The 13,513-nt window shown below is 43.0% G+C and carries 10 protein-coding genes and 2 pseudogenes; 9 read left to right on the top strand and 3 right to left on the bottom strand.

The features are described from left to right. Positions 1-21: 21 nt before the first annotated feature. Positions 22-2,394, top strand: a complete 2,373-nt coding sequence (gene ppsA, locus AC3CID_RS16975) for a phosphoenolpyruvate synthase (RefSeq protein WP_017086817.1) — start codon at positions 22-24, stop codon at positions 2,392-2,394. Between the two features lie 82 nt (positions 2,395-2,476). Here the strand turns inward: ppsA and AC3CID_RS16970 are convergent, their stop codons facing one another. Together AC3CID_RS16970 and AC3CID_RS16965 are read right to left on the bottom strand one after the other, a co-directional pair. Next, positions 2,477-3,262, bottom strand: coding sequence for a hypothetical protein (locus AC3CID_RS16970; protein ID WP_102270728.1), 786 nt, complete (start codon positions 3,260-3,262; stop codon positions 2,477-2,479). 66 nt (positions 3,263-3,328) lie between these two features. Further along, positions 3,329-4,699 carry a serine hydrolase domain-containing protein gene (locus tag AC3CID_RS16965; protein WP_488527748.1) on the bottom strand — a complete coding sequence of 457 codons (1,371 nt, stop codon included), beginning with the start codon at positions 4,697-4,699 and terminating at the stop codon, positions 3,329-3,331. 92 nt (positions 4,700-4,791) lie between these two features. Here AC3CID_RS16965 and AC3CID_RS16960 point away from each other — a divergent pair, with 92 nt between their 5' ends. From AC3CID_RS16960 to AC3CID_RS16950, 3 genes are all read left to right on the top strand, one after another. Beyond that, a complete protein-coding gene (locus tag AC3CID_RS16960) occupies positions 4,792-5,766 on the top strand; it encodes a helix-turn-helix domain-containing protein (RefSeq protein WP_488527747.1) in 975 nt (324 codons plus the stop codon). A gap of 262 nt (positions 5,767-6,028) precedes the next feature. Beyond that, the gene (locus AC3CID_RS16955) at positions 6,029-7,363 is read left to right on the top strand and encodes an MATE family efflux transporter (protein WP_488527746.1); all 1,335 of its coding nucleotides are present in this window, start codon (positions 6,029-6,031) and stop codon (positions 7,361-7,363) included. Between the two features lie 362 nt (positions 7,364-7,725). Continuing rightward, a complete protein-coding gene (locus AC3CID_RS16950) occupies positions 7,726-7,812 on the top strand; it encodes a DUF3087 family protein (RefSeq protein ID WP_171311705.1) in 87 nt (28 codons plus the stop codon). A 138-nt stretch (positions 7,813-7,950) separates the two neighbouring features. Here AC3CID_RS16950 and AC3CID_RS16945 read toward each other — a convergent pair. Further along, positions 7,951-8,108 (bottom strand): annotated as a pseudogene (locus tag AC3CID_RS16945) (ISAs1 family transposase); the annotation flags it as partial. A gap of 12 nt (positions 8,109-8,120) precedes the next feature. Between AC3CID_RS16945 and AC3CID_RS16940 the strand changes: the two are divergent. From AC3CID_RS16940 to AC3CID_RS16920, 5 genes and pseudogenes are all read left to right on the top strand, one after another. Next, positions 8,121-8,387 (top strand): annotated as a pseudogene (locus tag AC3CID_RS16940) (NAD-binding protein); the annotation flags it as partial. 416 nt (positions 8,388-8,803) lie between these two features. After that, positions 8,804-9,937, top strand: a complete 1,134-nt coding sequence (locus AC3CID_RS16935) for a sugar ABC transporter substrate-binding protein (protein WP_171311523.1) — start codon at positions 8,804-8,806, stop codon at positions 9,935-9,937. Between the two features lie 143 nt (positions 9,938-10,080). Then, the gene (locus AC3CID_RS16930) at positions 10,081-11,379 is read left to right on the top strand and encodes an ABC transporter permease subunit (RefSeq protein ID WP_488527745.1); all 1,299 of its coding nucleotides are present in this window, start codon (positions 10,081-10,083) and stop codon (positions 11,377-11,379) included. After that, positions 11,379-12,293, top strand: a complete 915-nt coding sequence (locus tag AC3CID_RS16925) for a sugar ABC transporter permease (protein WP_114635627.1) — start codon at positions 11,379-11,381, stop codon at positions 12,291-12,293. Before AC3CID_RS16930 ends, AC3CID_RS16925 begins: the two co-directional genes overlap by 1 nt. Beyond that, entirely contained in the window at positions 12,293-13,429 is a 1,137-nt protein-coding gene (locus AC3CID_RS16920) for an ABC transporter ATP-binding protein (RefSeq protein ID WP_114635628.1), read from the top strand. Before AC3CID_RS16925 ends, AC3CID_RS16920 begins: the two co-directional genes overlap by 1 nt. The last annotated feature ends 84 nt before the right edge of the window (positions 13,430-13,513 follow it).

The following is a 13,513-nucleotide window of genomic DNA, read 5'->3' as shown; positions in this document are numbered from 1 at the left end:
GCTATGTTTCTGGAGAAATAAATGCAAAATAACACCCTATGGTTCAATGGCCTTTCCATGGAAGATGTCGACAAAGTCGGCGGTAAGAATGCTTCACTTGGCGAGATGGTTTCTAACCTAGCCAACGCTGGCGTATCAGTACCTAATGGTTTTGCTACCACATCTTATGCGTTTAATAACTTTCTTGACTACAAAGGTCTTGATGAGCGCATTCACCAACTCCTTGATGAACTTGATGTTGAAGACGTTGACGCACTGCGTAAGACAGGTGCAACGATTCGACAATGGGTTCTAGACGCACCCTTCCCAGAATCACTAGAGCAAGACATCCGTGATAACTACCGCGAACTGATTGAAGGCAACGAAGAATTGTCTGTTGCGGTTCGTTCATCGGCAACAGCTGAAGACCTTCCAGATGCTTCATTTGCAGGCCAACAAGAAACCTTCCTTAACGTGAAAGGGATCGATGCGGTTATCGAAGCGACTAAACACGTGTTCGCATCTCTGTTTAACGACCGTGCTATCTCTTACCGAGTACACCAAGGCTTTGATCACCGTGGCATTTCATTGTCTGCGGGTATCCAGCGTATGGTTCGCTCAGACAAAGCCTCTTCAGGTGTGATGTTCACGCTTGATACTGAGTCAGGCTTCGACCAAGTGGTATTCATCACCTCTTCTTGGGGTCTAGGTGAAATGGTTGTACAAGGCGCTGTGAACCCAGACGAATTCTACGTTCACAAGCCAATGCTAGAAGCGGGTCACTACCCAGTTGTTAAAAAGACATTTGGTTCTAAGTTGATCAAGATGATCTACTCAACCAACCAAGAGATCGGCAAGCAAGTTGATATCATCGACACCGATACTCAAGAGCGTAACGAGTTTTCATTGAACGATGAAGAGATCAAAGAGCTAGCAAAACAAGCGATGATCATCGAGAAGCACTACCAACGTCCGATGGACATTGAGTGGGCAAAAGATGGCATCGACGGCAAGCTTTACATCGTTCAAGCTCGTCCTGAAACCGTATGTTCTCAAAGCGACCAAAACGTTATCGAGCGTTACGAACTAAACAACAAGGCAGATGTACTAGTTGAAGGCCGTGCTATCGGTCAACGCATCGGTTCAGGCCCTGTTCGCTTAGTTGATTCTCTAGACCAAATGTCACTGGTTCAAGAAGGCGACGTGCTGGTAACTGACATGACAGACCCGGACTGGGAACCTGTGATGAAGAAAGCCTCTGCGATTGTGACTAACCGTGGTGGCCGTACTTGTCACGCAGCAATCATTGCTCGTGAGCTAGGCATTCCTGCAATTGTTGGTTGTGGTACCGCAACAAGCAGCCTAAATGATGGTGACATCGTGACAGTGTCATGTTCAGAAGGTGAAACGGGCTACGTTTACAACGGCGAACTCGACTTTGAAATCAAACGTTCTGAGGTTGATGAGCTACCAATGCTGCCAACCAAAGTCATGATGAACGTAGGCAACCCAGATCGTGCCTTCGACTTCGCTCAGATCCCGAACGAAGGTGTTGGCCTTGCTCGTCTTGAATTCATCATCAACAAGATGATTGGTATTCACCCTAAAGCTCTGCTGAACTTCGATGAGCAAACGGATGAGATCAAAGCAGAAATCAACCAACGCATTCGTGGTTATAAAGATCCTATCGATTTCTACGTAAGCAAGCTAACGGAAGGTATCGCGACTATCGCTTCTGCATTCTGGCCTAAGCGTGTGATCGTACGTATGTCTGACTTCAAGTCGAACGAGTACAGTAACCTTGTTGGCGGTAAAACGTTTGAACCACATGAAGAGAATCCAATGCTGGGCTTCCGTGGTGCATCTCGTTACATCTCTCCAGTCTTTGAAGACTGTTTCGAGCTTGAAACTCAAGCGCTGAAACGTGTTCGTAACGAAATGGGATTGAAGAACGTTGAAATCATGATTCCATTCGTTCGTACTCCAAGCGAAGCGGCATCGGTTATCGACATTCTGGCTAAGTTTAACCTGCGTCGTGGCGACCAAGGTCTGAAAGTCATCATGATGTGTGAGCTACCATCGAATGCGATATTGGCAGATGAGTTCTTGAAGTACTTTGATGGCTTCTCTATCGGTTCAAACGACATGACACAGCTAACACTTGGCCTAGACCGAGATTCAGGCGATGTTGCGCACTTATTTGACGAGCGTAATCCTGCAGTTAAAGCGATGCTGAAAATGGCTATCGATGCAGCCGCGAAAGCGGGTAAGTACGTAGGTATTTGTGGCCAAGGCCCATCTGACCATGACGACCTAGCCGAGTGGTTAATGGAACAAGGCATCAGCTCTGTTTCACTAAACCCAGATACGGTTATCGACACGTGGTTGAAGCTTGGTAACGTAGCAAATAAATAACGCTTCGTGCGAGCCTAAACGACAAAAGCCAGTCACGATGACTGGCTTTTTTAGGTTCTTTGCATGTTAGCAAACTAGGGGGTTAGAAGTAGTATCTCACACCAATCCAAGCCTCGGTTTGCCAATCATTCGGCATTGACACACCTTTCACATCAACATCTGCTTTGGTAATGTCATAACGCGTATTCAACCACCAAGTTCTTGCACTGTTCATCGGTACATTTAACGATGTTTTGAAAGAGAAGTTCTGCATATCGATGTCATCACCAGACAGATCCTGCCACTCAGGTACTAAAGACACATAGGCGCCAGAGTCACCGAGATGCTTCGCGGTAATCAAACCAAGCGAGTATCCCGTTAAATCATCTTTAGATGACGTAATACCAGGAAGCTCCATACTACCCGTCATCAGTCCTGCTCTTGGAAATACTAGGAAACCACCGGTGTAAGCAGGATTAATCGCAACAACCCCGCCAACCGACAACAAATCGTTTTTAATGTTAGTACGCGTATTAATGTAATCTAATGACAGACCCACTTTAGGCGTCGCCTTAGTACCCGTCTCAAATACATGGAAATACTGGACTCTAGAGTTACTGTACTCAGTGCCAAACTTGTCTGGATCGCGAAGCGCTGTGTTACTTTCATCGACAAACGTCGCTTCAGCAAGTAGGGCAAACTGTTGACCGTTTTCTAAACCGCCAGAAACTTGTCCCTGAAATTGGATATCTGAGCTACCGTTCAACATCAATGCAGCTTGAGTATAAACTTTGGTGACATCAGCAGGGTCGATAACACGTTCGGACTCTGCATGCGCAGGCAGCGCTAAACCTAAACTCAAAGGGATCAATAGAGCAAACTTTTTCATTATATATCTCGAAAGTCGTTTGCTTCCTCCTTGAAGCCTGGAACATCCTGTTGGGTTATAAGTAGATTATTTGTCGGCAAGTAGTTTCGCTGCAGAGCGCATCAATGCTGGACCTTTATTCTCACCAAAACCTGAGTGGTATGGGTTGGTTGAAAACATCACGCCTACAAAATCACGCTCTGGATCGATATAGATAAACTGCCCAAGGTTGCCACTTTTCGACATCGCACCGTCATTGAAGATATAGTCGAATTGATAAGCGTTGTAGTCAGCCTTTTCGTTAAAAGCGTGCACTGAACTGCTCTCTTTACTAGTACCTACGAAGCCTTTCGGATTGCCACCAGTATGAATGCGGTCAATCACTGCTTGTGAAATCACAGGCTCATCAGCAACGGCTTTCCAGCTCGGTGTAAATAACGTTCCCCAACGCGCCATATCTTCTAAGGTCGTCGAAACCAAACCTACAGCAATGCCCATTCCATCAGGTGTTAGGTTGATCTGCATAGGCTGACGAGCATGTACCTTAGACCAAACACGGTCTTCAAATACCTCAGTCCAAGTCTTGTTTTCAATGTTTTCGACTAGTTTGGTCAAAACCATGGTATTGATTGAGGCATAGCGGAAATGATCACCTGCTTTCTCGCCCTCTAGCTTTTGTGCGCCCTTAGCCACGTCCATCCATGTTTCCATCTCACCGGTTTTTGCTCTTGGTGAATTGAATGACGCAGCAAAGAAACGTACTACGTCAGAGTCCGGATTCAATATCGATTCAAGCGTTTCTTCGTTGTCTAACGCAGTCGACATGTTGAGCACTTGATGGACAGTGATGCTCTCCCAGTTAGTCTCTTTGAGTTCAGGAACGTAGTGAGCAATGTCCTGTTCAGGATCGACTTTACCTTCTTCAACCAGCATAGCGACCACTGCGCCTACCGTCGTTTTCGCTGTTGAGGCCCAAACGTGGGTGTCTGTTGGGCTCATGCCTGGATAAGCCTGATAAACGATCTCACCCTTGTGAATTAACATGAAGCCTTGAGTTCTGAACTGCTCATCCGCTAGGTATTGCTCCATTGTCAGCTCACCTTTGGTTTCGGTGTTTACGGTTAATTTAGCAAGGCGTGAATCGATATTTTTAACCAGTGGCTTATATTCAGCATTAGGAGCGGCAAGAGCGGTCGGCATAAATTCACTCATGTGCATGTTGTAATAGACACTATGATCACCACCCATTTGCCAATGGAAATTATTGAAATTTTCACGAGCTGAATCAACGAAACCAGGAGTAAAAGATTGGTGAGCATCTTTTACAGGTAGAGTAACCTGCGCGCCTTCAATCTTAAGCGCGGCTTCTACTGGGTTTTCTGCAAATACAGTCGATGACACAGCAAGCGATGAAATCGTGAGTGATGAAATAATTAAGGCAATGGGTGTAAGTTTCATGTTCTTCTCCTCTTTGGGTTAGAAGAAGTATATGGAGTTACGCTACACTTAATTAGGTCATTTGGTGACATTTATAGGTAATACTAACAACAATGAAAGCATCATCGAACATAACTAACATACTATTGAGCTCTACCAGTAATATTGCCCCGTACATTGCGTATTGTGATAAGAGATCGCTTGACTGGCGCAGTGTCGCTATCGAGTGCGGTTTACCAATTGAGCTAACACAATCTAACCAATGGCTTCCTACCCAAGATTTAATTCTCTTTATTCATCGACTTGAGCGTAAGTTTGGTTATTCGATTGGTATTGAAGTTGGGCGAAAAACCTCTCTGGAACAACTTTCACCACAGCTACACCATGAGATAGAGAAATGCAGTTCGTTAGAGCAAGCCATTCGTTGTTTGATCGCTGAAATGCCTAGTTTGAACAACCACGTCACGATATGGACCGAGAAAAAAGATGGCTTGTGGTGGCTATGTCATCGCAGTTGCTATCATCCATCAACCTCTGGATTTGAACAATCCGAATGGTTTAGATCCCTTACAGTGATTACCCTATGCCGTAAGTTTATAGACGACCAGTGGCAACCATCACACGCTAAGCTTGTCTCTACCAACAACGGTGCGCGTCAGTTACCTAAACACTTTTTTAATTCTGATATTCAGTTTGAGCAACAATATGGGGCGCTTGCGATCCCACTGCCCGACGACTATCGCGCTATCTCAGAACAAAATAGTACCCAAGATTGGGAGCAAGCCGTAAAGACACTGATAAACACTTATTCGACTTTACCTTGGTTCAATATTGAATGGTTTGCGACCATGCTCGGCATGACAAAACGAACGCTACAGAGAAACCTGAAGAGCAAAGGAATTCTTTTTAAAGAAGCCAAAGAACAGGTTCGTGAAACCAAAGCAAAACAGCTACTCGAAGAGACCGATCTTTCAGTGCAAGAGATCAGTTGGCAAGTTGGTTACAGTGATTTGAGCAACTTTAACCGTGCTTTCAAAGGTTGGGTTGGTATCACAGCACCAAATTATCGGCATAAAGCGAAACCTTAGAAATAATCGATTTGAAAACCTTTAGGCCCAATCCGCCAATATAAAACTCAGAAACAAGATACGACACCTTAAATTTCAATAAGCGACCGCATAAAGTTACATCGCACAATGCTCACATACCGATGAAACTGTGCAAAGGTAATATCGATAGATCTAAGAACAATTATTGGTATCGAGCTGACCTTACGTTATCCTTTACGCAATTCTTCATTGAGAGGTTTGTCACCAACACAAGCCTAACTTCAAGACCTATAAGAGTGTTATGAATTCTACTACCGCAACTCCCTCGCCTTCTCTTGGCCGACAACTCTATACAATGACATGGCCAATGCTGTTTGGGGTGCTTTCCCTTATGAGCTTCCAGCTTGTAGACAGTGCTTTTATTGGCCAATTGGGCGTGCTGCCGCTCGCTGTTCAAGGTTTTACACTTCCAATACAGATGATCATCATTGGTATTCAGGTCGGGCTGGGAATCGCAACAACCGCGGTAATTGCAAGAGCCATTGGCGCGAATGAAACGCGCTACGCTAAGCAGCTTGGTGGATTAGTGATTGCGATGGGTAGCGTGAGTGTTGCGCTTTTCTCGGTCATCATTTATCTGCTTCGTGGGCCAATTTTACAGTTGTTGGATGCGCCACTGACGGTATTACCGATCATTGATTCTTATTGGATCTATTGGCTAATCAGCTCTTGGACAGGAGCCCTACTCTACTTCTTCTACAGTGTTTGTCGTGCCAATGGTAATACCATGCTGCCCGGATCAATGATGATCGCGACCAGTATCATCAACTTGATATTGGACCCGATTTTCATCTTCACTTTCGACATGGGCATCAATGGAGCGGCCATTGCGACCATTTTGGCGTTCGGTGCGGGTATCTTTATCGTTGCTCCAAAAGTTACGAAAAAGCATTGGATGACCTTCGACTGGCACGATCTCGACATCGGCAAAAGTGTTCGTTCAATCGGTAACATCATGGGACCTGCCATGATCAGTCAATTGCTACCCCCCGTTTCATCAATGTTCGCCACCAAGCTACTTGCTGGCTATGGGACTGCAGCCGTTGCAGCTTGGGCTTTGGGTTCTCGTTTTGAGTTTTTCTCCATTGTTGCCGTGTTAGCACTTACTATGTCGATGCCTCCAATGATTGGCCGCATGTTAGGAGAGAACAACCTCGAAAACATACGTAAGCTCGTTAAAATTGCTGTGATGTTCGTATTGGGTTTTCAATTGGTGATAGCACTAGTAACTTGGTTGTTCTCTGGTGGGCTAGCAAACCTTATGACCAGTGAAAGCGAAGTATCGACGATTTTGAACTATCACCTACTGATCGTACCTATTAGCTTAGGGCCACTGGGAATCTGTATGTTAATGGTTTCTGTCTCGAACGCATTAGGCAAGTCTTACACCGCATTAACGATTTCAGCGCTACGCCTGTTCGCTTTCTTCTTACCTTGCTTATGGGTTGGTTCGCAGCTTGCTGGTATTGAAGGCCTGTTCTGGGGCGCAATGGTAGGTAATGTGCTTGCCGGAACATGTGCATGGTTTATGTGCCAACGCGCACTTGGGCAAGTCGAGGCTAAGCTAGCTAATTAACTAGCGAACTAAACGGCTTACCAACTAAACCGCCAGAAAATTATTAAACGAAAAAGCAGCCACTTAGGCTGCTTTTTTAGTTTTCAGATTTAAAGAACATCGAGTTTAAGCTTGCTCAAAGTGACTCAAAAACTCACCGCAATCTTTTTGGAAAAGTGGCAATGCTTCTGCTAGGATTTCTAATCGCTCACGATATTATTACAATAGGCAGACCAAACAGTCATATCAGCTACATGAGTACACAAAACCATGAGTTTATGCTCGACCCCATGCGCTAACTGTAAAGTGGTATAACGTATGTTACTCATATCCAAAAGCCCCGTTGAGCAAAGATTTACTATTCTCAGTTTCACTGAAATACCATGAAGATCTCAAATATAGACAAAGACACTTACCGTAGAAAAACTAACTTGGTCATGGTAGGTTTTGCCGGCAGCCTTGTAATGTAAACCTTTGTATTCATCTCCGTTCTTATTTCTCTATTTGGTTTAAAGGGTTACAAATTCAGGTTCTACTAGCAATTCCCGCCTCAATGTTCTGGCGTTATCTTACCAGTCATAGCGGGCCGCGAGCATACTTCAATGGGTTTACAACCCGAACAAGATTCGCGCCAGATAATCGTTGCTCCATCCCGCTTTCTTCAACTTCACTTTCTGGCTTGCCGCTCCGTAATCTTATTGCTTTACATGTTGATAACGAAACGTCTAAGCACCGCTATATTTTCTAGCGCACCGTCTAACATAATACTGGCTGTTTTCTAGTGGTTGATACGCAAATACACGGAGCAGCGGGTTCATGGCGAGTAGAAAACCGCGCAAGTGCCATCACAAAAAAGATAAATTCGATTTTGACTTTGTCATTGATCTAATGAGAAGAGACCTTTGCATTTGTCTAGATGAAGCAAAATCTGATGGTATTAAACTGCCACTAACAGAATAAGTCGATCACGAATACAGCAATATTCAAGAACAAGATTTGGGCCGAATGGATATGTCCTATGTTAATCAAAGTGATTAAACAAAAGTGTAACCCCACAAGAAATCATATTAGCGTAAAAGGTGAAGATAATAATGCCCCTTTTTATTGCAAGCACACCACTCAGTCTCTTCTCTTATTTATCTCGTCCTACAGACTGTTATTGTCTTCACGTTTTTAACTTATCAAAGACCATGAATACCTTAGATATCGTTGCGTTAGATAACATTTATCTATGTGATATGCATTTTTTCTATGGCCACCAAATATAAATAGCATTTCACCACCTACCACCAAAGACCTATGATGATTTGAATGACGTTAGTCTTATAAACCAACAAACATGTGTCACCGGAGTGACTCTAGAGAGATCGCTTAACAAAAAGAATAAGCTGTTGATATTATTTAATTTATGCCTTATTTATTTTGTCAACCTAGTACCCTACCCTATTCAGGAGCAATAAAATGATTAAGAAATTGTCACTTGCTGTTTCAGCAGCCCTATTACTAAGTAACACTGCAATGGCTGCAGAAAACATCGTTATTGGCGTTGAAAAAAGCTATGTCCCTTACTTCACCGAACTTGCAGAGCAGTTCAATAAAGGGAAAGACTTTAAGGTAGAAGTAGCAGCAACAAGCATGTTTGATTTACTGGCAGCGCTACCAACTCAAAAAGGTAATATTGCTGATATTTTCATGATCCCAAACGACCGAATCGGTGAGTTAGCGGATCAACATTTAATTGCTCCAACCAATTTTACCGTTAATGGTTATACAGATGCCGCTACCAATGCATCAATCTACAATGGTCAAACTTATATGTTACCAATGTCTACAGATACAACGTTATTTCTATATAACAAAGACATGATAAATGAAGCACCAAAAACACTTAAAGAAATTCCACCTTCTGAGTGGGCTGCAAAATTTACTGATTTTTACTTCACTGGCGGCTTATTTATGTCTAATGGCGGCTATATCTTCAAAGACAATAATCCACAAGATATCGGCTTAAATACACCTGATGCAATCAAAGCAGGTTTAGCTGCCCAAGAGTTATATAAAAGTGGTGTGAGCCATTGGACCCTAATGCAAGATGATACCGTTGCTTATGACATCATGATGAAATACTTCATGGAAGGAAAAGTAAAAGCCATTATCAATGGTCCATGGGCAATTGCTGATATCGAAAAAGCCGGCATTAATGTTGGTGCAGCACCTATCCCAAGTTGGGATGGCAGTCATCCATATAAAGCTCTAACAGGCACAAAAGGGATGACCGTTAACGGCTACAGTGACAACAAAGAAGGCGCTCGTGCCTTTATTGAATTCCTAGCGACTCCTGAGAATGCAAACAAGTGGTATTCAGACACACGTGAAGTCTCACCTAGCCTGTCTGTTAATTACAAAGAAGGCTCTCTACACAAAGCCATATTTGATGCGACAAACATCGGCCAACCTATGCCAAGCATCCCAGAGTTCATGAAAGTGTGGGGACCAATGAAAACGGGTCTTGCTCAAATCGCACAAGGTCAAGATGTCAAAGCGGTATTAGACGCCGCCGTTGATACGATTGAAGTTGATATTGAAGACATGTAATCCGCTAGCTTAGTTTGCAGATCACTTAGTTTTCAAATCAACTAGGTTTCAAATCAACTACACGATGTCGAGTACATCCGGCATCGTGTAATACAAAGGCATGACATATCTACACAACACTAATAAATAAGTAGGTTATTTACATGAGTCAACAGTTTGTATTCTGGTTCTCTATGCTGATTCCAGGTAGTGGACACCTTGCACTACGTCGAATGCGAGAGGCTTTATTTGGGTTCTCGATATTGGCTTTGGAGATATTGGTTTTTATACAATTCACTCTTCCTAACTTCCGTCTTTTAGCTGTCGAACAACCTAATGGAAAAATCACTATTGGCGCAGAACGCTTTGTGGATGATTCTTTTCTTATCATGGTGGGTTCAACCGTTGGCGCAATGATGATTTTAGTCTTTTTCGCATTGCATTACGCTTTTGCTCGCGATGCAAAAGACGTAAAACGACAAATAGATGAGTCTGGTTTTGCGATTACCTTTACTGAAAAAGTACATGGATTATCACACGAAATTATACCTAATCTAATTACAGCACCTAAGTTCATATTACTGTTTGTTTTTGCTTTATTACCAGCGATTGTTTCTATCGTTGTTGCCTTTACTAACTTCAAACGCCCTGTTTTACCACCAGCATTTCTTATTGAATGGAAAGGCTTTACCAACTTTGAGCGTTTGTTTACGAACGAACGAACAGCTGCCGCATTCCAAGAAACCTTATCTTGGACTCTAACATGGACTTTCTGCGCCTCTGCACTCACCATCGTTCTAGGTACCGTTCTTGCGGTTGTTGCAAACAATAAACATATCAGAGGGAAGAAGTTCTTCCGTACTGTCTACATTCTACCTTGGGCAGTTCCTGCTTTCTTAACCATTCTTGTTTTCCAACTTTTCTTCTCAAAGATTGGCGGCATGAACACCATGGTTATCCCATTTTTCACCGGTAACGAATATGATGTAAGCACAGCAATTGGCTTCTTCCTAAACGCAGATTACGCCAAAATCACCATCATATTAATTCAAGCATGGTTAGGTTTCCCTTACGTATTTATCTTGGTGACAGGCGTATTACAAACTATCCCTGATGACTTGTATGAAGCCAGTGCGATTGATGGCGGTAACGCATGGACCAACTTCTTCGACATCACTCTCCCCTTGATATTAATAAGTGTTGCTCCGGTATTCATTACTCAATTTACCTTCAATTTTAATAACGTCACCATCGTTTACATGTTAGGTGAAGCAACAGTTCAAACGGTGGGCTCAATCTACAAACCACTCGATACGATTTCATCTCTTGGTTTCCGCTTAATGATGGATGCTAAATACAACGAAGCGGCGGTATATACCTTAATCACCAGTACTGTTGTTGGTGCCGTGGTCTTGTATTCATGGTTGAAAGCAGGTGCCTTTAAAAATGAGGAAGTGATGTAATGGACAAAGCAATCCCTTTAGCACGCCAAATCAAAGCGAAGCGTTTTAATCGTCATGTCATCACTAAGAACATGGGTGTGGCTTTTTGTTATGCGTTTTTGATCTCGATGGCAGTGATCATTCTATACCCGATATTAGTGACATTAATGAGTGCGTTTAACGTCAGTAACTCACTGTACTCTACGTCATTCTTCCCTGAAAATTTCAGTTTAACCAAAAACTTTGTTCGACTTTTTAATGATACGCCTTATTTAAGCTGGTACCGAAACACGTTCTTAGTATCGATAATCACCATGATCCTCTCTACATTCATCGTGACAATTTCGGGGTTTGTTTACTCTCGTTATCGTTACCAATCTCGTAAGAGTGCATTAATGTCATTGCTGATCATTCAAATCATCCCATCAGGCAGTGGCTTAATTGCTCTGTATGCGATTGCAAACTCTATCGGCATTTACAGCTCTGCCAACGCCACACTTTATACGTATATCTTTATGATCCTCATCTACACGACAGGTGGCATCACAATGAATACGATTCTAATGAAAGGCTATTACGATTCGATTCCTCGTGCATTAGATGAATCAGCAAAAATTGATGGTGCAACTCAAATGCAGATCTTCAAAGAAATACTGCTGCCTTTAGTTAAACCGATGATCATGGTTATCGCTATATTCTGTTTCTTAGGTCCAATTGGCGACATCATCATGCCTAAGTTCCTGATTGCAAGTATGGATTCAGAAGCGAAAACACTGGCGGTTGGCCTTATGGGTCTTATCAATAATATTAAAGAATCAAGCTACAACGTATTCGCAGCAGGCGCGGTCTTAGCAGCAATTCCGCCTGTTATCGTTTTCTATAAATTTCAAGATTATATCGTGGGCGGCTTAACGTCTGGTGGAGTAAAAGGCTAATGAGTAAAATTTCATTAAGAAACATCAATAAAAAATACCCCAATTCCGATACCTGCTCGGTACGTGATTTCAATCTCGATATTGAAGAAGGGGAATTCATTGTTCTTGTAGGCCCATCGGGTTGTGGTAAATCCACCACGCTACGCATGATTGCAGGCTTAGAAGACATTACTGATGGCGAATTTATCATCAATGGTGAAGTAGTAAACGATGTTAGCTCAAAAGATCGTGATATTGCGATGGTATTCCAAAGCTATGCACTTTACCCACACATGTCAGTACGTGACAACATTGGTTACGGCTTAAAATTACGCAATTACCCATGTGATGACATCAAAAACTCGGTTGATAGTATTTCTGACGATTTATTTCTAAAAGAGTACCTAGAGCGTAAGCCAAAAGAGTTGTCAGGTGGACAGCGTCAACGTGTGGCTTTAGGCCGTGCCATGGTTCGTACGCCTAAATTGTACCTAATGGATGAGCCGTTAAGTAACTTAGATGCGAAATTACGTACCACAACACGTACTGAAATCTCTCGCATGCACAGAGCTAAGGGCGCAATCACAATTTACGTAACCCATGACCAAGTTGAAGCAATGACCATGGCTGATCGCATCGTATTAATGTCGATGGGTGAAGTTCAGCAAATTGGTTCACCAAAAGAGTTATTTACTAACCCTAAAAACTGTTTTGTAGCGACTTTCATGGGTATGCCATCAATGAACCTTATTGAAGGAATGTACGAAGGGGGCCAGTTCATGTGTCACTCTTTCACTATTACCTTGAATGAAAGTGACCAGCAGATCCTAAACGATGCAGGCTACAACGGAAAACCCGTCACATTGGGCGCACGCTCTAGTGCCATTCGTTCTGGCAAAAAATACCGCGATGCGTTCCCTGATTGTTGTTTTGAAGTTACCGCACTTAACAGCGAATACTTAGGCGATGCGATTAACGTGTTCTTTAATGCCGCACCAATGAACATGTTTGTAGGCACATTGGGTACCGGCGAACCAGACGTTGATATCGACGAAAAAATCACCTTGGTTATCGACAATACCAAGCTGCATTTCTTTGATACTGAGACGGAAGAGTCCATCAAGTACTCAATCAAATCTGCTGAATTTAAGAAATAGAACACAACCACCATTATTGCCTTCATCTCATTGAGGGTAATAAACCATGCCTTATAGAGCATATTTACACCGTAAAGAAAGGAG

Source organism: Vibrio sp. QJM3NY_21, assembly GCF_057785975.1.
Note: the sequence above shows the minus strand (reverse complement) of the source record. Positions and strands in the feature narration are given on the sequence as shown.

Coding starts and splice junctions, on each gene's coding strand:
- ppsA (WP_017086817.1), top strand. CDS start 22: ATGCAAAATAACACCCTATGGTTCAATGGCCTTTCCATGGAAGATGTC.
- AC3CID_RS16970 (WP_102270728.1), bottom strand. CDS start 3,262: ATGAAAAAGTTTGCTCTATTGATCCCTTTGAGTTTAGGTTTAGCGCTG.
- AC3CID_RS16965 (WP_488527748.1), bottom strand. CDS start 4,699: ATGAAACTTACACCCATTGCCTTAATTATTTCATCACTCACGATTTCA.
- AC3CID_RS16960 (WP_488527747.1), top strand. CDS start 4,792: ATGAAAGCATCATCGAACATAACTAACATACTATTGAGCTCTACCAGT.
- AC3CID_RS16955 (WP_488527746.1), top strand. CDS start 6,029: ATGAATTCTACTACCGCAACTCCCTCGCCTTCTCTTGGCCGACAACTC.
- AC3CID_RS16950 (WP_171311705.1), top strand. CDS start 7,726: ATGAAGATCTCAAATATAGACAAAGACACTTACCGTAGAAAAACTAAC.
- AC3CID_RS16935 (WP_171311523.1), top strand. CDS start 8,804: ATGATTAAGAAATTGTCACTTGCTGTTTCAGCAGCCCTATTACTAAGT.
- AC3CID_RS16930 (WP_488527745.1), top strand. CDS start 10,081: ATGAGTCAACAGTTTGTATTCTGGTTCTCTATGCTGATTCCAGGTAGT.
- AC3CID_RS16925 (WP_114635627.1), top strand. CDS start 11,379: ATGGACAAAGCAATCCCTTTAGCACGCCAAATCAAAGCGAAGCGTTTT.
- AC3CID_RS16920 (WP_114635628.1), top strand. CDS start 12,293: ATGAGTAAAATTTCATTAAGAAACATCAATAAAAAATACCCCAATTCC.